General features: G+C 63.1%; 18 protein-coding genes. 16 read left to right on the top strand and 2 right to left on the bottom strand.

Annotated elements, in window-relative coordinates; genetic code table 11:
• Positions 1-72: 72 nt before the first annotated feature.
• From KA383_12285 to KA383_12305, 5 genes are all read left to right on the top strand, one after another.
• Positions 73-942, top strand: a complete 870-nt coding sequence (locus tag KA383_12285) for an ABC transporter permease (GenBank protein ID MBP7746899.1) — start codon at positions 73-75, stop codon at positions 940-942.
• Positions 939-1,841 carry an ABC transporter ATP-binding protein gene (locus tag KA383_12290; protein ID MBP7746900.1) on the top strand — a complete coding sequence of 301 codons (903 nt, stop codon included), beginning with the start codon at positions 939-941 and terminating at the stop codon, positions 1,839-1,841. The genes KA383_12285 and KA383_12290 overlap by 4 nt, the downstream gene beginning before the upstream one ends.
• A 32-nt stretch (positions 1,842-1,873) precedes the next feature.
• The gene (locus KA383_12295) at positions 1,874-2,764 is read left to right on the top strand and encodes a hypothetical protein (protein MBP7746901.1); all 891 of its coding nucleotides are present in this window, start codon (positions 1,874-1,876) and stop codon (positions 2,762-2,764) included.
• Positions 2,765-2,888: 124 nt separating this feature from the next.
• Complete coding sequence (locus KA383_12300; GenBank protein MBP7746902.1) at positions 2,889-3,962, top strand: S41 family peptidase; 1,074 nt, start codon at positions 2,889-2,891, stop codon at positions 3,960-3,962.
• Positions 3,952-5,238: a hypothetical protein gene (locus tag KA383_12305; protein MBP7746903.1), complete on the top strand. Its 1,287-nt coding sequence runs from the start codon at positions 3,952-3,954 to the stop codon at positions 5,236-5,238. The genes KA383_12300 and KA383_12305 overlap by 11 nt, the downstream gene beginning before the upstream one ends.
• Positions 5,239-5,303: 65 nt before the next feature.
• Here KA383_12305 and KA383_12310 read toward each other — a convergent pair whose 3' ends face one another.
• Positions 5,304-5,465: a hypothetical protein gene (locus tag KA383_12310; protein ID MBP7746904.1), complete on the bottom strand. Its 162-nt coding sequence runs from the start codon at positions 5,463-5,465 to the stop codon at positions 5,304-5,306.
• A 226-nt stretch (positions 5,466-5,691) separates the two neighbouring features.
• On the opposite strand from KA383_12310, the gene KA383_12315 reads away from it, so the two are divergent.
• From KA383_12315 to KA383_12350, 8 genes are all read left to right on the top strand, one after another.
• On the top strand, positions 5,692-6,465 hold the full coding sequence (locus tag KA383_12315; GenBank protein ID MBP7746905.1) for a response regulator transcription factor: 774 nt from the start codon (positions 5,692-5,694) through the stop codon (positions 6,463-6,465).
• Positions 6,466-6,469: 4 nt separating this feature from the next.
• Positions 6,470-7,858, top strand: coding sequence for a HAMP domain-containing protein (locus tag KA383_12320; GenBank protein MBP7746906.1), 1,389 nt, complete (start codon positions 6,470-6,472; stop codon positions 7,856-7,858).
• A gap of 454 nt (positions 7,859-8,312) precedes the next feature.
• Positions 8,313-8,864 carry a hypothetical protein gene (locus KA383_12325; protein ID MBP7746907.1) on the top strand — a complete coding sequence of 184 codons (552 nt, stop codon included), beginning with the start codon at positions 8,313-8,315 and terminating at the stop codon, positions 8,862-8,864.
• On the top strand, positions 8,861-9,841 hold the full coding sequence (locus tag KA383_12330; protein ID MBP7746908.1) for a site-specific DNA-methyltransferase: 981 nt from the start codon (positions 8,861-8,863) through the stop codon (positions 9,839-9,841). The genes KA383_12325 and KA383_12330 overlap by 4 nt, the downstream gene beginning before the upstream one ends.
• A 12-nt stretch (positions 9,842-9,853) precedes the next feature.
• A complete protein-coding gene (locus KA383_12335) occupies positions 9,854-10,087 on the top strand; it encodes a hypothetical protein (GenBank protein ID MBP7746909.1) in 234 nt (77 codons plus the stop codon).
• 237 nt (positions 10,088-10,324) lie between these two features.
• Entirely contained in the window at positions 10,325-11,125 is an 801-nt protein-coding gene (locus tag KA383_12340; GenBank protein MBP7746910.1) for a hypothetical protein, read from the top strand.
• Positions 11,122-12,021 (top strand): DNA adenine methylase, encoded by a 900-nt coding sequence (locus KA383_12345; protein ID MBP7746911.1) that lies wholly within the window; start codon positions 11,122-11,124, stop codon positions 12,019-12,021. Before KA383_12340 ends, KA383_12345 begins: the two co-directional genes overlap by 4 nt.
• Before the next feature lie 1,159 nt (positions 12,022-13,180).
• Positions 13,181-13,453, top strand: coding sequence for a hypothetical protein (locus KA383_12350; GenBank protein ID MBP7746912.1), 273 nt, complete (start codon positions 13,181-13,183; stop codon positions 13,451-13,453).
• Between the two features lie 6 nt (positions 13,454-13,459).
• Here KA383_12350 and KA383_12355 read toward each other — a convergent pair whose 3' ends face one another.
• Positions 13,460-16,081, bottom strand: a complete 2,622-nt coding sequence (locus KA383_12355) for a hypothetical protein (GenBank protein ID MBP7746913.1) — start codon at positions 16,079-16,081, stop codon at positions 13,460-13,462.
• Between the two features lie 358 nt (positions 16,082-16,439).
• Here KA383_12355 and KA383_12360 point away from each other — a divergent pair, with 358 nt between their 5' ends.
• Genes KA383_12360 through KA383_12370 form a run of 3 tightly spaced genes read left to right on the top strand, consistent with a single transcriptional unit; the run spans position 16,440 to position 18,643 of the window.
• Positions 16,440-16,703 (top strand): hypothetical protein, encoded by a 264-nt coding sequence (locus tag KA383_12360; protein ID MBP7746914.1) that lies wholly within the window; start codon positions 16,440-16,442, stop codon positions 16,701-16,703.
• A 10-nt stretch (positions 16,704-16,713) separates the two neighbouring features.
• Positions 16,714-17,202, top strand: a complete 489-nt coding sequence (locus tag KA383_12365; GenBank protein MBP7746915.1) for a hypothetical protein — start codon at positions 16,714-16,716, stop codon at positions 17,200-17,202.
• Positions 17,165-18,643 carry a terminase family protein gene (locus KA383_12370; protein MBP7746916.1) on the top strand — a complete coding sequence of 493 codons (1,479 nt, stop codon included), beginning with the start codon at positions 17,165-17,167 and terminating at the stop codon, positions 18,641-18,643. The genes KA383_12365 and KA383_12370 overlap by 38 nt, the downstream gene beginning before the upstream one ends.
• The last annotated feature ends 40 nt before the right edge of the window (positions 18,644-18,683 follow it).

Genomic DNA, 18,683 nt, shown 5'->3' on the forward strand with positions numbered 1-18,683 from the left:
CGCGCGCGGCCGTTCTTTGCCCTTCGCCGGACCATTCCGCGCTGGCAGGCCGCGCTCAGCGGAGTGCTGGGCGTGGCCATCTGTTTGGGCGCGTGGTGGTTTGTGACGCGGGGCGAACCGGAGAGTCGCCTGCTCGGGCCGACGGTCCTGCCCAGCCCGCTGGAGACGTTCAAGACTTTTCCTACGCTGTGGTTTGACCGGGCGCTGACCCGCAATACGCTGGTCACGCTCAAGCGCGTGGCGCTCGGTTTTGCGCTGGCGGCACTGATCGGCGTGCCGGTCGGCGTGCTCTGCGGATGCTTCAGCCGGATCGCGGCGCTGCTGGCGCCGTTGACGCTGGTGGGGCGCAACATTCCCGTCGCCGCCCTGATTCCGCTCACGTTTTCGCTGTTCGGCATCGGCGAGCTGCAGAAGGTGATGTTCATCTTCATTGCGTGCGTCGCGTTCGTGATTTCTGACACCGCGGGGGCCATCGCGGACATCGGCGGCCAGTACCTCGACACCGCGTACACCCTCGGGGCCAGGCGTCGGCAGGTCGTGCTCAAGGTGCTCGTGCCGCTGGCGCTGCCGAGCGTGTTCAATTCGCTGCGCGTGCTGTTCGGGCTGGCATTTGGCTACATCATGCTCGCCGAGCTGGTGAAATTCGGCGGCGAGGCAGGCGGCCTCGGGGACATCATCATCACCTCGCAGCGCCGCGGCCAGCGTGAGCACATCCTGCTCGTACTGATGATCATTCCGCTCGTTGCGCTGGCGCTGGACCGGTTGATCTACGCCGTGCAGCGAAGCCTGTTCCCACACCGCTACGGTGGCGCCGGCCTGCTGTGGAAACTGGTGTGCGTTGTCCTGCACGGCTGGGAGTGCTTGAAAGGCATTTTCTGGAAACCCGCGGACGTCGAGCCGCTGCCGGCCGGACCCGGTACCACAGTGGGGCCACGCCCATGACCACGAATTCCACCCAGCCCGCGCCCGCCGCCGCGGCGCCCACCCACACCGTCGGCATGAGCCAGGTCCTGGAGCATCCGCGCACCGCGGCAGATGTCGTCCGGCCTCCGGTGGTGGAGTTCCGCAACGTCACGAAGACCTATGGCGCCGGCGGCCCCAAGCCCTACACCGCGATCAAGGAGGTGACCTTCGTCGTCGAGGACTTGCCGAACAAGGGCGAGTTTGTCTGCGTACTGGGGCCGAGCGGCTGCGGGAAGAGCACGATCCTGCGGCTGATTGCCGGTTTGGAGCCGCAGCATCCGCCGACGAGCGGCACGGTGCACGTCCAGGGTGCGCCGGTCGTGGCGCCGGGGGCGGACCGGGGCATGGTGTTTCAGGACTACACCAGCTTTGACCACCGCACGGTGCTGGACAACGTGGCCTTCGGTCTGGAATGCCGGGGCGTGCCGCGCCGGCCGCGCTACGAGCTGGCCCGCTGGTGGATTCGGCGGGTCGGGCTGCGCGCCGCCGACGAGGGCAAGTACCCGCACGAGCTGTCCGGGGGCATGCGTCAGCGCGTAGCGATCGCCCGCACGCTGATTCTCCGGCCGCGCATCATCCTGATGGACGAGCCCTTCGGGGCGCTGGACCCGCAGACCCGGATGCACATGCAGGACCTGCTGGTGGCGCTGTGGCGGGAAGTGCAGGCCACGGTGTTCTTTGTCACGCACTCGATCGAAGAGGCCGTTTTTCTTGGCGATCGGGCCTACGTCATGAGCAATTCGCCGGGTACCATCTTGCGCGAGCTGGTGATCGAGCCGGCCGACCGGCCGGTCAAGGAGATGCGCCGCCAGGCGCGCTTCCACGAGACGGTCGGCTACCTGCGCGATCTGATCAGCGAGTTGGAGGAAGGCCACTGAGGCCTGACGAGCGCTGACGAGGAATCACGACGGTGGAGCGCGGCGGCCCGCTGCATTTCGGCAGGTCTCTGAAGGCGGCGTTCACGCACCGCTGGAACCTGCTCGTTTTCTTCGGGGCCCTGGCGTTCGCGCTCATCAGCGGCCGTCCGGATGTCTGGGGGCCGCTCGTGCTTGCCGGCGAGTTGCTCTACGTGGGCGGGCTGGCTTCGCACCCGCGCTTCCAGGCCTACGTCGCCGCGCAGGCCGCCAAGACGGCGCGCCGGCAGGGCTCCGCGACTGCCGATGTGCTCCTGAGCCGGATCGTCGCGGCGCTGCCGCCCAAGTCGCTCCAGCGCTTCGAGGCCCTGCGTACGCGCTGCCTGGAGTTGCGGCAGCTCGCGGCGCAAATCAAGGACCCCGGCCGGGCGGGCGCGCCCGTGCCGCTGGAGGAGCTGCAATTGGCCGGCCTGGACCGGCTGCTCTGGATTTACCTGCGGCTGCTGTTCACGGAATACTCGCTCGACCGGTTCCAGCAGAAGACCGACCGCGCGCAGATCGAACGTGACATCGCCAACCTGGAAGCCCGGCTGCGGCAAACCGAGCGCATCTCCGACGAGGCCCAGCGCCAGAAGGTGCGCCGGGCGATCGAGGACAACCTGCAGACGTGCCGTGACCGGCTCGCGAATCTCCAGAAAGCGCTCGACAACTACGAGTTGGTGAAGCTCGAGATCGATCGCCTGCAGAACAAGATCTGCGCGCTCAGCGAGCTGGCGGTGAACCGCCAGGAGCCGGATTTCATCTCCACGCAGGTCGACCAGGTGGCGTCCAGCATGGTGCAGACCGAGCGGACGATGAACGAGCTGCAGTTTGCCACCGGCCTGGAGGCTGCCGACGATGCCGTGCCGGAGCTCGTCCGGCGCGAATCCGTTATCGCGAAGCGCTAGCACCGACCATGCCGCGCGACGGGGGCGGATATCCCACCCAATCCGCATGGCGCGCCCAATATAGGCGCGGCCGCTGCGAATACCCCCCCGGATGTCAACCAGGCTTGTGCAGGAGGGCGGGGTCATGGCCCGCGCGTGGACGTGCTACCGACATACGGTGGTGATCTTCGTGGTTGTAGTGGGGTTCGGCCTGCCCGCACTCGTCATGCGGCCCGTGGCGCGCGCGCAGGAGACCGAGTCCCCGAGCCTCGACGCGATCAGCAGGAAAGTCGTCGTCGGCGAGATTGCCGATCTGCTCATCACACACCATCTCACTCCGGACGTGGGCCGCGCCTGCGCGGACCACATCCGCGCGCGGCTGGCCGACGGGGCGTACGAAACCATCACGGATCCGACGCAGTTCGCCGGCCAACTGACGCGCGATCTGCACACGGTGGACGACGACGGCCATTTGCGCGTCGAGGTCGGTCCGCCGCACGCGTTTCTCGAAGTCGACCAGATCGACTCGGAGGAGACGCGGCAGCGCGTGTACGCCCTCTTTCGGCGCGACAACTTCGGCTTTCGCAAGGTCGAGATCCTGGATGACAACATTGGGTACCTCGAGCTGCGCCAGTTCGCGCCCCCGGAGGTCGGCGGCGACACCGCGGTTGCGGCGATGGCGTTGCTGGCGAATTGCGATGCACTGATCATCGACTTGCGCGCGAATGGCGGCGGAACCGGCGCGATGGTCCGGCTGCTCGCCAGCTATTTCTTCGATCGGCCCACGCATTTGATCAGCACGGAGACCCGCGGCGAGCCGCTCGTCACGCAATCCTGGACGCAGTCGTATGTGCCCGGCAAGCGGTTGTCCGCGACGCCGCTGTTCATCCTGACCAGCCGGCGCACCGGGTCCGCGGCCGAGGAGTTCACCTACGACCTGAAGCACCACGGCCGGGCAACCGTGATTGGCGAGCGGACCTGCGGCTCGGGGCATTCTGCCTTTCTGGCCCGGGTGGCCGACACGTTCAACGTCGTCATTCCGCAGGGCCGCCCGATCCATCCGGTGACGGGCACCGGCTGGGAGCGGGTGGGTGTGCAGCCCGACATCGATGTCGCTGCCTCGCAGGCGCTAACGCGAGCGCGCGTGGAAGCGATGAAGGTCATCCGCGCACGCGCCGGTGGGACCACCGGCAACACAGGAGAAATCCATGCACCGTGACCTGGAGGAAATGCCCCCGACGCGCGTCGCGGCGTGGCTCATCACGCTGGCGTGCGGCCTGCAAATCGCGCTCACGCCGGCTGCCGTCGGCCAGGAAAAGGAGGCCGGACGCGCGAACGAAGCGCTGCTGCCGATCAAGAACGACCGCTTCGCGGCGGGCGGCACAGCCGAGCAGCCGATCACCGATTGGACGTTTGAGTCGCTGTCCATGGACGTGAACCCGGACGACTTCAGCAGCACGGTGCGCATCGGTCCCAGGGGCGACGCGACGATTGCGATTCCCACGGATGGTACCGGCGTCACCCTGCAGGGCACGACGGACCTGGCGCGCGGCGACCTCGTGTCCAGCCCGTGCGCACTCAAGCCTTTCCGCTGGGTCAAGGTCGGGGTTGAATACGTCGTCGAATCCGGCGAGCCGCTGGTGTTCGTCTGCCTGCGGCCCACCAAGGACCGGTCGTTGGTCGATCTTGAGTTCCTGCCGAAGGCCGCGCCGGGCGAGAAGCGCAAGGCCTTCGTCCGCCTGCACACCGGCTCACTCGACGGCGACTACTCGATCGCCGTGTCCATCCACGGCACGGGGTCGGTGCGGTTCCTGATCGTCAAGGCGAAGGAGGACGGGGAATACCCGCGCCCCACAAGGCCGGCTGTCGTGATCGATCTGATGCACGAACGACCCGCGACGGAGGGACTGCATCGGTGGAACGAGATCTACAAGCTGGAGACCGTCTACGGTTTTCCAGCCATCCAGTTCCTGTCGTACACCGAGGTCACGCCGGCGAAGCTGAAGGCGTTGGATCCGGCGCTGATCCTGCTTTGGCCCTATGCCGACCGAGAGCAGAACCCGGACCGCCAGAAGGTCATCGCGGCGACCCGGGCCGCGGCCCGTCATGGCGCCCCGCTGATCGGTACCGGACTGGGGCACCAGATCCTGGCGCAGGCCGAGAAGAACGTCGCGATGGATCGGGAGGTCGAAGTCGGGCCGACACGCCTCGACATCGTCGCGGATGACCCTGTCTTCGCCGGCCTGCCGCGACCGTCGCATTTCTTCGCGGAGGAGTCGCACAGATTCATCGTGCGCGAAGTCCCGCCCGGTGCGGAGATCATTGCGAGTTCGGAGACCGTCGTGACCCAGGCGTTTCACTACACCGGCAAGCCCTGGTACACGTTTCAGCCCAACATCGAACGCGGCTGGGAGATCGCCTGCCCCGAGGCGTGCATCGTGTGGAAGAACCTGCTGCGCGGCTGGGGCCTGGCTCCGCCGGCAGAAAAACGCTGAGTCTGGCGACTGACGCTCGTTGTGCCACGCTCGGGACAACGGCCACAATGGCGGACGCCCGCCGACTATGCGCCAGAGGCGGCGGCCGCGACGAGTTCCTCGAGCAGCGTCGTCAGGACGTCGTACAACAGGCTCTCCGCGTCCAGCGCACAGGCGCTGGTCTGCACGATTACCGCTGCGCCGCCGATCAGTCCGGCGGCCCGCAGCCACTTCCAAACTTGCGGCATGAATCGTCACTCCCGGCGCCCGGCTGAACTGGCGCTGCCGACCACGCGGCCGTTGCGCCTCATGGGATGCGCCCACCAGGAGTATGGCCGTCCCCATGTGGCCGATCCATCGAGCACGCGCAAAGCTGCGCAAAAAACGGCTGACACTTCTTTACACGCCGCTGGTCGAAGCTTTGCCGAAACATCACGTGTATACTGTGGAGACGAGGTCCGTACGGTAGTGCCCATGCCGGAGCCAACCAGCGATTCCCCGGCCCCACGCCTTCTGCTGATCGATGACGATGCAGAGCTCTGCGAGCTACTGAACGATTACCTGGGAGCGGCCGGATTCGCCGTCACGGCGGCCCACGACGGCGCGGAGGGCATCCGGCATGCGCTCAGCGGCACGTACGCTCTGGCGGTGCTGGACGTGATGTTGCCCGGGCTCGACGGCTTCGAGGTGCTCCGCCGGATTCGCGCGCGGTCCGCCTTGCCCGTGCTGATGCTCACCGCGCGCGGCGACGATGTGGACCGGATCGTCGGCCTGGAAATCGGAGCCGACGACTACCTGCCCAAGCCGTTTAATCCGCGCGAGCTGGTGGCGCGCATCCACGCGATCCTGCGGCGTAGCGCAGCGCCGCGCGGCGCGCCGCCCGGGCGGCTGGTGGTGGGCGATGTCGAGATGGACGCCGGGGCCCGCGTCGTCCAGCGCGGCGGAACGCCGGTCGAGCTCACGGGGGCCGAATTCGCGCTGCTGGAGCTGCTGTTGCGCGGTGCCGGCCAGGTCGTCGAGCGCGACGAGCTCTCGCGCAGCGTGCTGGGGCGCAAGCTGATGCCCTTCGACCGCAGCATCGACATGCACGTCAGCAACCTGCGCCGCAAGCTGGGGCCGGCACCCGGTGGAGGTGAGCGCATCAAGACGGTGCGCGGCTGCGGCTACCTCTACGCCATTTCTGCAGGGCGGTCAGGCCCGGAACCCGCCGCGGAAGGCCCGCCGCCGCACGCCAACGAGAGGCCGTAGCGCCATGCGCACGCTGTTCCTGAAAATCTTCCTCTGGTTCTGGCCGGCGATGATCCTCGTCGTCGGCATCTTCGTGGCGCTCGATTTCTGGCAGCGCAGGTTGAATCCGCCCCCGCGCGGCGGGCTGCATGACACGATCCAGCTCTGCGGGCAGGAGGCGCTGGAAGCCTGGGAACGCGGCGGCGTGACGGAGTTGGATGCTTTCTGTGCGCGCCTGTCGGAAGTGACGAGCATGTGCGCCGTGCTCCTCGATGAGCAGCGCCGCGCGCTGTCCACGGCGCCCGTGCCGGACGGGGCGACGGACATTGCCGCGCGCCTGGACGCGGACCGGCCCGAAGCGCTGCAGCGTACGCCGGGTGGACCGCTGATTGCAGTGCGCGTGATCGGCCGCACCGGTGCGCCCCATGTCTTCGTGGCGCACGTCACACGCGGCCCGTGGAACGAAGCGCGGCTGGACTGGACCACCTTGAGCTGGCAATTGGCCGCGGTCATCGCGGTCAGTGGTGTGCTGTGCTACGGGCTGGCGCGCTACCTCAGTGCGCCGGTGCGACGGTTGCGGACCGCGGCCCGGCGGCTCGCGTCCGGGGACCTGACCGCGCGGGCCGGGTCCGCGACCAGTCGCCGCCGCGATGAGATCGCGGATCTGGCGCGGGACTTCGACTACATGGCGGAGCGCGTGGAGACGCTGGTGGCGTCGCAGCAGCGGCTACTGCGGGACATCTCGCATGAACTGCGCTCGCCCCTGGCGCGGGTGTGCGTGGCCCTGGGGTTGGCGCGGCGCGCCGCCGGTGACGCCGCGACCCCGGCGCTGGATCGCATCGAACGCGATGCCGAGCGTCTGAACGAACTGATCGGCCAACTGCTCACGCTCACGCGCCTGGCGAACAACGCGGAGCAGCCGGAACAGGTGCCGCTTGCGCTCGCCGAGCTCGTGGAACTGGTCGTGGCGGACGCGCGTTTCGAGGCCGGCGCGGCGCACCGCCAGGTCGTCTTCACGGCCAGCGCGGACTGCACAGTACTTGGGTCACCCGAGCTGCTGCGCCGCGCCATCGAGAACGTGGTCCGTAACGCCGTGCGCTACACGCTTGAAGGCACGACGGTTACCGTCACGCTGGACCAAGTGTCCGAAGGTGGCGCCCACCGCGCGCAGCTCGAGGTCCGCGACCGGGGCCCGGGCGTGCCGGCGAGTGCGCTGCAGGATATTTTCCGGCCCTTCTACCGCGTCGCCGACGCCCGCGACCGTCACAGCGGCGGCACCGGCCTCGGTCTGGCCATTACGGCCCAGGCGGTCCGCCTCCATGGCGGCCGCATCAGCGCGGAAAACGCCCCGGATGGTGGTCTGATCGTTCGGATCGAGCTGCCCGCCGCTCCGGGCAGTCCGGCGTCCGCGTAGCGTGGTCGGCGGGAACCCAGACTCGGCGCGGCCGGCGGTTGCCGTGGAGCGTGCGATCGCATAGGCTGGATGTCCGCTGGCATCGGTGCGGCGCGCACGCCGGCTGCACTGTGGAGAGGTGCCGGAGTGGCCGATCGGGCACGCTTGGAAATGGTCGCCCGACTTCGGAAACCCCTCTGGTTGCGTCAGAATGCGGTTTTTCTCGCTCACTTGGGCGGAAAATGCAACGTAAAATGCAACGGATCGGGGGGCGCTTCCGGGGGCATTCGTCCGGTGGCGTTTTGCCCCTGACCCCCTGCCGCTCCGGAAGCGCCGATGATCCGCCCGATGGGGGCAGGATACCACGGCGGCGGGCGAAAATCGACTACCAAACTTTCGCCTAACGCCTTGGCGGTCGGGGGGCAGGGGCTTCTAATGCTGGAAACCTGAAGCGGGTCACGCTAGGTTGGCGGCAATGGAGCCGCATCCGCTTGAGGTCAAACTGAACGCGCCCGCGTCCGACATCCTCAGCGCTATCGAGCGTGGGTTTCGGGCGCAGATTGACGTGAAGGGCAAGCTTGCTGAGCTGTATCTGAGTCGGCGACTTGAGGCGCTTCAAGAGGCAGGCAGGATCGCGGGCTTTGAATGGCAGGACGTGGACGGCAAGCCGGACTTCATCGTCAAGTATCGAGGGCAGGACTTGATACTTGAATGCAAAAACATCCGGAATGAATGTTTCACGCGGCCCGAGCGCTGCTTCAAGGTCGAATTGCAGCGGACCCGCAATAGCAAGGATGGGACGCTGACGCGCGGTTACCGCTTCGATGAATTCGACGTGATCGGCGTTTCGCTTTTCAATCAGACCGGCTGTTGGGACTTTCTCTTTGCCCCTGTCCGCCGTCTGGAGCGGCGTCCGGATCGTCCGGAGTTTCTGACGATCATGCAGCGCGTGCCGGTCACGCCGAATGCGCTTTGGACGCCCGATCCGTTCGCGGCGTTTGATGCTGCCTTGGAGTTACGGCAATGAGCCGACGGAGCGGCTTCAAACTTAAGCGCAAGGCGTTCTTTCAGACCGACCACGGCGCGGCATACCTGGGGGACTCACGCAAGCTGCTCGCCGACATACCGGATGGATCGGTCAACCTGATTATGACTTCTCCGCCGTATGCCCTTCACTTCAAGAAAGAATACGGCAACGCCGATCAGGGCGCATACGTCGATTGGTTTCTCGGATTCGCGGATGATTTCAAGCGCGTCCTGACCGATGACGGCTCGCTTGTGGTCGATATCGGTGGCGCGTGGACGCCCGGCAAACCGACTCGCTCCCTCTATCATTTCGAGTTACTGATTGCGCTCTGCCGTCAGGTCGGTTTTCACTTGGCGCAGGAATTCTACTGGTACAACCCTGCCAAGCTGCCCGCGCCCGCCGAATGGGTGACCGTCCGCAAGCTGCGCGTGAAGGATGCTGTTAACTGTCTCTGGTGGTTATCGAAATCGGAGAATCCCAAGGCGGACAACCGGCGCGTTCTTGTCGAATACAGCGCCGATATGAAGCGCCTGATTAAGCGGGGGTATCGGGCGAAGCAGCGCCCGAGCGGTCACAACATCACGGAGAAATTCGGCAAGGATCAGGGCGGGAGCATTCCGCCGAATATCCTGATCTTCGGTAACAATGACGCCAACGGGACGTATATGTCGCGCTGCAACGAGGCAGGGATCAAACCGCATCCGGCGCGCTTCCCTCAGCAATTGCCGACGTTTTTCATCCGCTACCTGACGGAGCCGGGCGACGTGGTGCTTGATCCGTTTTGCGGATCGAATACGACGGGCGAAGCGGCGGAGCGCGAGGGGCGGCGCTGGGTTTCATTCGAGCTGGACGAAACCTACCTGCGCGCCAGCGTCTACCGGTTTGATCCTGCCGGATGGGAGCCGATAGACCTGTCGAAGCGCAACGGCGACTTGCGCGGGCAGAAAGAGCCGTCCCTGTTTGACCAAACCAAGTGAGAGGGCACGCCGATGGGGCTTTTTGATTTCTTCACGCGACTTTTTCGCGGCGGGCCGGAGAAAGTCGGATGGGAAGATGGGGGCGCTGCGATTAAGAGCGTCGCGGACGGCCCGGATGCCGTCAACCGCGCTCACGAATTCGCCCGCCAAAACGGCGTGACGATCGCGCCGGGCAATCCGTCACAATTCAGGACGCGTGACGGCATTACCTACTTGAAATTCACGGTGGACAAGCCGCCGTCCTGATCCGCCAGCGGAAGTCACGCCAACGGATAGCTCTTGATTTGAGCCTGAAATCTGGTACGATGCGCGCCACAAGTGAATAACAGGTTGACCGTGGTCGATTGTTTCGACAGCCCGTCAACCGGTGTGACCATCCCCCGCTTGGTTCCCCTTCAATGGGGAGCGCGGCATCTGCTCCGTCCTAGGGAAATGGGCAGAGAACGGCGCGAGGTCTCCCACCTATAGGGAGATTTTGCGCTCATGCCAGCCCAATCTCTTCAACGCACGCGCCCGAAGTCCGCGCCCCACGTCACCGTAACGTCAACGCCGTCCGATGCGACCATTGAGGACACGTCTGTCCACAAAGAGACAGCAGTCTGTCCGCTTCCGGATGATGCCGTCCGATTATTGCGCGACGCGCTTGACGCGCCCCTGCCCGAGCCGGACGCGCCCGATGCAATCAAGGTCAAGTTTGTCGGCAAGCTCCATCGCGCCATTGAATGCGTGGGCAAGGTCGATCTTGAGCTTGCCTGCCGCAACGGTCAGGTGCTCGCAACCATCAAGCAGCGCGAGAAAAACGCCCACGGATGGGAAGCGTGGGCAGAATCGAAACTGCCCTTCAGCATCAAAACCGCCAACCGGTATATCGCGGTTTACGAAGGTCGCGAGCATCAGCGCGAGATTGCGCCGACAGACCCGCTGCCGGTCGGACTTTGGGAAGCCTACAAGCGCTATGGAGTCGTGACGGAGGCGACGGAGCCGACGGAGCCGCGCACCAAGGGCAAGCACAAGGGAAAGGGCAAGAGCAAGGGGACGCGCAAGGCGCTTGACAGGGACGTTGCGCCATTGGGCAGGGTCTATGATCTTCTGCGCGATTACCGGCGCGTCACGATCAAACACGGCAAGGTCTTTTTGCAGGGGGACGCGGCGCGATACCGCAAGATCGCCACGTCTTGCCTGACCTACGTTGCCAAGATCGAAGCGGAAGTCGCGGAGCTGCGAAAAGTCCTGACCCAAGCGGCAGCGGCGCTCGCGAAGACTCCGAAGGGGGTGAAGGTATGACGCGCCGCAACATCTATGCGCCCTTGCTCCGCGCCCCCGGCGCAAAGACCCGGTTTGGCGCGAAATGCGTTTCCCTGATGCCTGCCGATACGTTGGAATTCAGGGAGCCGTTTTGCTTCTCTGCTGCCGTTTACGCTCGCGTCCCGCCCACGATCCGACGATGGATCAGCGATGTAAATCCCGCTTATGCTGACTTCTACCGGTGGGTCGCGACCGATCCGAGCGCGCCCGCCCTCATAGAAACCGTCCGGCGCTTCGCGACCACGGACGAGCGCCAACGGATCGTCTATTTCTCCGCGTATTTTGGGCAGGCAGAGCGCGGATATCCGCTGCCGCTCGAAACCTTGATCCTGACGCGCCACGGTTATTGCGGCATCATCAGGCGCAAGCCCAATCATTCTCCCGCTGCTCACAAAAACGGTATGCGCGTGGTCAGTCCGGAGCGCGTCGCCTACTGGCGCGCCATCCTGCCAGGGACGCGGATAACCTGCGCCGACTACGAAGAGGTTGTGCTCGCGCCCGGACGCAACGTCACGATTTACCTTGACCCCCCTTACCTCTTGGGGGCGCGCCGTGACCACGGACAGCCCGTCTACCCCGGTTTCGATTGGGGATGGCGAGACTACCTACGTCTCGCGGAAGTCCTGAGGCGCTGCCCCCATCGGTGGATTATGACCGTGGATCAGAGCGTCCAGATGTATGACCTGTTTCGCAACGTTTCGGGCGCTCGATTTCTGCGGCGCGACTATACCGGCAGCGTCAATACCCCCAATCCCAAGCACGAATGGGTCATTACCAATTACAATCCACGGACAGTAGCGCGCCTGCAACCGGTCACTCGCGAGCAGGCATACGGACTTGCAACCTCTGTGTCCACGATTGGGGCCACAGAATAATTTTCAGATTTCCGCGAGATTTCTTTCGACCCGCCTTGGCGGCGGACTCGCCCATATATATAGGTAGAGTAGTGGTCAGGGCGGAGCGCCTGACCGGTTGACAGGGGCAGGACAACAGGGATGTTGTGCCTGCCCCCGGAGATTACGCCGTGAAGCAGTCTTTAGACGAGCAATTGGACGCAATAGCAGCACAGATAGAGGCAGCGCCCAAGGGCGCGGCATTCGACCTGAATGTTGAGGAGGATGATGATGGACAGCCCGTCAAGGTATGGGTGACGCCGAAGGATGCACCACGATATCCCCTTGTCCCTGTTTCGCGCCCTGAGTGAGGGCGCTTGTACCCGAAGCCCGCCCCTGCCGGTCTACGCGCGCCGGTTGCATCAGGGGCGGGCGCTCATTTTCTCAGCGGGCAGAAAAATCTTTCGCAGAAAAGAGGGCTCGCGCAAGAAACGTTGTATAATTACGCATGGGAAGATGGTCTAAGGGCAACAGAAAGAGTAGAAAAGACATTCCGCTCGTTCTGTTGCCCCCAAAACAGCGGACCATCAGCCCCACGGTAAGCGACCCTTGCCGTGGGGCATCCCATTTCTACAATCAATTAACCCTTGGGCTCCCGTAGGGTCGGGCGTGAAACACGGCAAGAAAGCCCCCTCGCGCAAGCGACGGATCGCCGACGGAAGCGAATAGCAGAAGAAAACTGCGGCAACAAATTGCAAGTCACGTCTCTACCCTGCGCGGATGCAATGGGATGACGTGGCACTCCGACGTAGCAGAGCGTATGCCGGATCGTCCTGGGGCTGTGACCACTATACTACAGGGCGGTCTTAAGCACGTCACTTCGCAGGGATAGTCCGGGAGAGCGAAGAAAAACAAGCCCGGTAGTCGGTCGGCTCCATACTTCGACGACAGAGCCGACGTTAAACCACTACCTATTTCCTAATAGGGAGTGGTCTCTCCACCTTCTCTGACAGGCTTGAAGGGACAAGCGCTCAACAGGCTTGAAGGGACAAGCGCTCGATAATCGCTTATGACACAGCGAATAAGACTGGCGTGATGGGTTACTGGGTCAAACGGGCTATCCGATGCTCTGATAAGCGAAGCGATTAGAGCATCGAATGGGCTGAGCAGTCTAGGAAACCGAAGAACGAAAGGAAACCATATGACAAATGCAGAGTATGAAGCGCTAATTCACAGATGGGAACAGCAAGCGATGAAAGCAGCGGGAGTAAATCGAGAGTATATGGAAACGTATTCTCAGGCGTTACTGAATTCAAATCGTAAGACTGATAAGCAAAGAGAAGCAGAAGCAGTGAGCAAGTCTGGTTATATCAAGTTACAGGCAGAAACAGAGAAGATCAAGGCAGACGCGCTGTTGCTTGTGATTAAGAGAATATTGTGTATAAAAGAACCGGAAAGTAAAGTCGCAATTTAACGAAGGTCATAACGACCCAGGGCGTTTCTCCGTCTGATACTTTGTCGCCTGAGGAAACGGACTTGGTAGGTCATTCTCTTCAAGCCGGATTAGTTGCGCAAGCCCTTTGTTAATCTCTTTGAGCTGGTCAACCTTGCGTCCTTGGTTACGGACGCGCTCTACGCGATCGTGATACTCGCGGTAAACGGGACCGTAAATCTGACTTGCAGGGACAGGCATACCGGTCTTATTCCACGGCTCCGGGTAGAGCGCAGGATTACTGATGCCCAATTCGAGCGCTTTCGCGACGTTGTGGTTGAAGTCGAATAAGACCTTCTCCCATCGACCCGCGCCAATAATCTGATCCATGCCCTTGTAGGACTGCCTTATCTGCTCGCTCGTCTGGCGCTGCTCCAGCTTCAAGCCCAAAATCTGAGCCCTGATCTTGTTTGCTTCTATGACCCCTTCCGTGGTGCTCTGATCTATGCTTTCGAGGATTTCAGTCAGGCGGGTGATTTCGACTTGAAGGGTCTGTTGCAGGGCGCGTAGCTGATTGATCGCGCCTATCGTCCCTAATGGCGTGGTCTCTGCTATCTGCGCCTGGAGCCGGGCGAGCTGAGATACTGACGCTGCCTCTTGGGCGGACAGGTCAAGGGTTACGCGCTTCGCGGCGTTGTCCTGTAGGCGCTTCAAATTGTCATTCAGGGCATCGACTTCGACTTGGGCTTTCTGCGCGTCCTGCGCTAACTTCGCGGGCGTGGTTTGCGTGGGGGTCTGCTCTGCCTGTTTGGCGGTTTCTTTCTGCGCGGCATTCAGGGCTTCTATCTGGCGGGTCAGGGCTTCGCGCCGCTTGCCCATTTCAGCGACGACCTTACGGTCGGTCTCGCTCAAATCATCCGCGCCAAAGAAACGGCGGACGAAACCACGCTTGTGCTCCTCAGAGTAGCGCCCGATTTCAAGGTCAAGGGTCTGACGCTCGCCCTTCAAGCGGGTTGCCTGATCTTGGGCGGCTTTGTTTCTTTGCGCGATTTCTGCGAAGCGCGCTTGTTGGGCGTCCGCCCGCTCTTGGGCTTCGATTAGTCCGCCGCGCTCCATCAGGTAGCCCGCGCCCATTCCGGCGCTGAGCCCCACGCCCACGGTTGCCGCCGCGACGCCCAAGCCCGCGAGGGCAGCGCCGCCGAGACCTGCCAGGGCGGGCGCTGCCGCGACTCCGCCCGGCGCTGCGAAACCGACGATCCGGGGTATGACCTGGGTCGCGGCGCGACCTGCGCCCGCCGCGCCAGCGCCGCCTAAGAGCTTGCCCCCTGCCCATTGCAGACCTTGCTTGCCCGCCCATCCGATGCCCTTGACCCCCAGGTAAGCGCCCACCGCGCCCGCGCCGACTTCAAGCCAGGACGCGCCTTGATCCGTCCCGATCTTGCCCGCCCATCCTGCCGCCTTTTCAATGGCGCTCGCGAGGTTGTCGATTTGGGGCGCGAGCTGATCGGCGAGTTTGACCACGAGCGTATCGAAAGCGTCGCCGATCCGTTGGGCGGCGCTTTCAAGGTTGGCGGCGGCTCGCAATACCGGGTCCATCGTTTGCGGAGCGCCAGCGAGTCCCTGAGAGGTTTTAAGGGCATTCAGAGCGGTCGTTACCGCCATGATGTTCTTGTCCGTCGCCGCGCCCATCAGCGCCCCCCGGACGTTGCCCCCGGCGGCGGTCTCGACAAACTGCCTGAGTTTGTCCGGCTCCAATGACTCCGTAACCGCCAGGATGATTTCGTTTGCCCTGTCCAAGCCGATCTTCTCAAGCGCCCGCTGCGCCGCCACGAGTCCGGGCAGCGCTTGCTCGCCCAAGGCAAACCGGGCGTAGGCGTTCTGCTGCTGAAACCTGCCCGCCAGGTCTGACGCCGCGAGCATATTCCGCCCGCCTGTCAGACCGCGCAACGCGGCGACCTGCCCGGGGCCGCCCGCCAAGGCAAGCGCGAATTCCTTTTGGACGGTCTCTTTGATCCGCGAAACCGCCGAGTAGATCAGGGAGCCGCCTGCCAAGAGCCCAAGGGTCTGTTTCAGGGAGCGCCCAAGTCCGAGACTGGCGCGCCCGAGACCCTGACTCGCCCGGGACGCCTGCGCCGACTCTGACCTGTATTTCCGTATTAGGTCAAGCTGCTCGCGCATCGGTTTTTGGGCTTGCTTGATGCTCTGCGCGACTTTCTGTTGGGCGCTCCGGTAGGCGTCCGTCGCCTTGGCAGCAGTCCGCGCCGCGCTGCCTGACCCCCTGATCGCGCTCTGATATCGCTTGATTGACGCCTCTGCCTTGCGAGTCTGCGCGATGAGGCGGTCAAGATGCTTGACGATGTTGTCGCCCTTAAGCGACTCGACCACCTGCAAGATGATCTTCTGTATGACGGGCTCTGTTGCTTCTGTGTCCATGAATACACATTCGTCGCGCAGAAAAGATTTCCTGCCAGAATTTTGAAGGAATGGGCGGCGGTCGCGTTGAATGAGTGAAAGAGGAGACCACCAATGGCACGCAAATACATACCACGCGGGACGCCTGTAGGACGCCCGCCCATTTATCCGCGAGATAGAATTGATGAAGCGGTCAAGGGCATCATCGCCCACGAGCCGCCACGAAAGCCTTACGGTGATACGGCGCTTGCCGCGCATCTAGAGGCATACCACGGGCTCCGCTGCTCGCCTTATGCCGCGAGGGAGTCGCGCAAGCGACTTGGGATAGAGCCCGCCAGAAAGCGGTGCAGACGTGACGGGTGATCGTTACCGCAATCTGCGCTCCAAGGCAATCGTATTCAGCTCTTGGGAGCCGATCGCGGCGACCGTCAGAAGCGGCAAGCGGAAGCCGGTTGAAGGGTCAAAGGGCATCGTGACGATTTCGTTTCGCAGAAACCCCGGCAAGTATACGTATCGGCTCACTCGACCTTTCACGATGAAAGAATGGTTGGCGTGGATGAGCGCCAACAGCGTCGGGCGTTGGTGGAATTTCAAATATCTAGGAAGGGTCTGACCTATGAAGGAAGCAATTGGACACGTCGTTTTTGAAATCAGGCGCGGTGAAGGGCTCGCCACGATGACCATCTGGACGGACGGAAGCGAAATGACCGTCTCAGTCCTGCCGGAAGCCCTACAGGCGTTGTCTCTTGGACTTGGCGAAATGGCAGGACAGGACGAAGGATATCGCGCCTATGTCGCTGATATCTTCACCAACCCTGACTTGCCCGATGATACTCCGGAGCCGGAGCCCGCCGACGGTGGGCTATCGTTAATCGACTAGGACGGTAACAGTGAGAGAATACGAATTAGCTACAACGTGGGGACTGCCGAAACAATCGTGGCTTGTGACGCGCCACGAGCGCGAGCGCTTCGGGCGGATGCTCCGCAAATGGAAGCGCGAAAACCCCAAGGCGACATTGATACAAGAAATGCTCGCCGAGTCCCTTGTCCGCCTGCATATCTGGGAGCAACGCCTCGTAGATCGGCGGACATTCTTTGACGGCGAGCGGACGGACTACCAAGAGGTAGCAGACCACAAGCCCGACGTGGATACCGAAGACCTAGAGCGCAAGATGAAAGAATGGAAAGAGCTTATGCCGCTCGTGATTAAATGGAAAACAGAGCTGCTGAAGCTTGCCCTTGCCAATGGCGTCAACCTGCAAATCACAGGGGACGCCCGAAACGTGAGCGCCCTATTCGGCGCGCTCGATCAGTCCGAAAGAGAAAAGGTCAATTCCTACCGTGGTAGTAGCGGAGAAAACGCGCAAGAAACAGATTGACCCGGCGCTGATCGTCGCCAGCTTCGATGATGACGAAATCGCCTTGGCGCGGTATCTCCGCGATGACCCCGTAGCATTCTGCCGCCACGTCCTGCAAGTCCGCCCCCATCGCAAACAGGTTGAAGTCCTCACGTCGCCATTGGAGCGTCAATCATCGCTGCTGCCGTGGGGCAGGCAATTCGGCAAGTCAACGGTTATTCGCTGGTACTTGGCTTGGAAGCTGTTTTCGAGCCGTGGATATACCGCCTACGTTATGTCGCCCTCAGGCGAGCAGTCCGCCAAATTCTTCGAGCGCCTGTTGGACGTATTTGAGCAATCGGCTTACCTGCGGACTTATGCCACCTGGAAGGTCAGCGGGCGGACGCTTCACGTCGGCGGCGATGAATGGGGCGCATCGGTCGAATGGTTGAAAGTAGGACTTGACGCGTCTAACGTCAGGGGACGCACAATCACAGACGGTAACGGGCTGGTTGTTTATGACGAAGCCGCCTCATTCCTTTACCCTGAGCAGATAATCGGCGTCACGTTGCCTTTCTGCGCCACGGGCGGCGGAGCCGTCTATCTATCATCGCCCGGTGAAATCGGCTCGTATTTCCACGCCCTGTATGAAGACTTCAAGGCGCAAGAGCGCCTTGCCCGTGAGCGCGGCGAGACCCCACGCCACCGCGTCTATGAGGCAGATTGGCGCGACGTTGACCACCTGTCCGCGGAATTCGTCGCGGAGCAAGAAAGATCGCTCACGGCGCAGGGGCGACGGTGGTTTTTCGAGCGCGAATATCTCGGGCGCTGGGTCAGGACTGAGGGGGCGTTTTTCAACGCATCAGACGTGAAACTCTGTCACGTCCGCGACCTGCCCCAAGGTGGCAGCGCCGACACCTGGATTTACTCGCTGGACCCCGGACTTGATAAGAGCCCTGCTGTCCTGATCGTCGCCCGTTGGAACCCTGTCCTGCGCCGCCTTGAAATCGGCGAGTTAATCAGTCTCGTGAGGGACGGCAACCGCTACGTCAGGCAGGGGTCAGAGCGGATCGCGGGCTACCCCGACCTACTCGACCTGATCTTGGAGTTACGGCGGACCCGCCCCATTCACCGGCTCTATTACGACCCCGGCATAGAGCAGACGTTAAGCGAAATGCTCGGCAACCGCTTCGGCGTTGCCACGGAGCCCGTCCGGGTCGGCGGTTACGCCGCAAAACTAACCGCCTTGCAGGACTTGCAGCGCGCCCTAAGCGCCCAACGGATCGTCTGGCAGGATCATCGAATAACGGCGCAATTGTTGGGCTTCTCCGCGCCCGTCAATCCGCTAACCGGGCGTCACGATTTCCCCACGTCGGACGCGGATATCGTGGTCGCGCTCTGCCAGCTTGCCCGCTACCTGGGGCAGCGCGTGGAAACGCCGTGGGCTTTTGAGGCGGTCACGCGGAAGGGGGCAACGTGGTAGGACTACTGCGCCGCCTTTTCGGATCGCCTGCCCCTGCGCC

The organism is Phycisphaerae bacterium, assembly GCA_017999985.1.
In the GTDB taxonomy this organism is placed as follows: Bacteria; Planctomycetota; Phycisphaerae; order UBA1845; family Fen-1342; genus JAGNKU01.

Coding starts and splice junctions, on each gene's coding strand:
- KA383_12320 (MBP7746906.1), top strand. CDS start 6,470: ATGCGCACGCTGTTCCTGAAAATCTTCCTCTGGTTCTGGCCGGCGATG.
- KA383_12325 (MBP7746907.1), top strand. CDS start 8,313: ATGGAGCCGCATCCGCTTGAGGTCAAACTGAACGCGCCCGCGTCCGAC.
- KA383_12340 (MBP7746910.1), top strand. CDS start 10,325: ATGCCAGCCCAATCTCTTCAACGCACGCGCCCGAAGTCCGCGCCCCAC.
- KA383_12355 (MBP7746913.1), bottom strand. CDS start 16,081: ATGCGCGGCAAGCGCCGTATCACCGTAAGGCTTTCGTGGCGGCTCGTG.
- KA383_12310 (MBP7746904.1), bottom strand. CDS start 5,465: ATGCCGCAAGTTTGGAAGTGGCTGCGGGCCGCCGGACTGATCGGCGGC.
- KA383_12305 (MBP7746903.1), top strand. CDS start 3,952: ATGCACCGTGACCTGGAGGAAATGCCCCCGACGCGCGTCGCGGCGTGG.
- KA383_12290 (MBP7746900.1), top strand. CDS start 939: ATGACCACGAATTCCACCCAGCCCGCGCCCGCCGCCGCGGCGCCCACC.
- KA383_12335 (MBP7746909.1), top strand. CDS start 9,854: ATGGGGCTTTTTGATTTCTTCACGCGACTTTTTCGCGGCGGGCCGGAG.
- KA383_12300 (MBP7746902.1), top strand. CDS start 2,889: ATGGCCCGCGCGTGGACGTGCTACCGACATACGGTGGTGATCTTCGTG.
- KA383_12330 (MBP7746908.1), top strand. CDS start 8,861: ATGAGCCGACGGAGCGGCTTCAAACTTAAGCGCAAGGCGTTCTTTCAG.
- KA383_12315 (MBP7746905.1), top strand. CDS start 5,692: ATGCCGGAGCCAACCAGCGATTCCCCGGCCCCACGCCTTCTGCTGATC.
- KA383_12360 (MBP7746914.1), top strand. CDS start 16,440: ATGAAGGAAGCAATTGGACACGTCGTTTTTGAAATCAGGCGCGGTGAA.
- KA383_12350 (MBP7746912.1), top strand. CDS start 13,181: ATGACAAATGCAGAGTATGAAGCGCTAATTCACAGATGGGAACAGCAA.
- KA383_12345 (MBP7746911.1), top strand. CDS start 11,122: ATGACGCGCCGCAACATCTATGCGCCCTTGCTCCGCGCCCCCGGCGCA.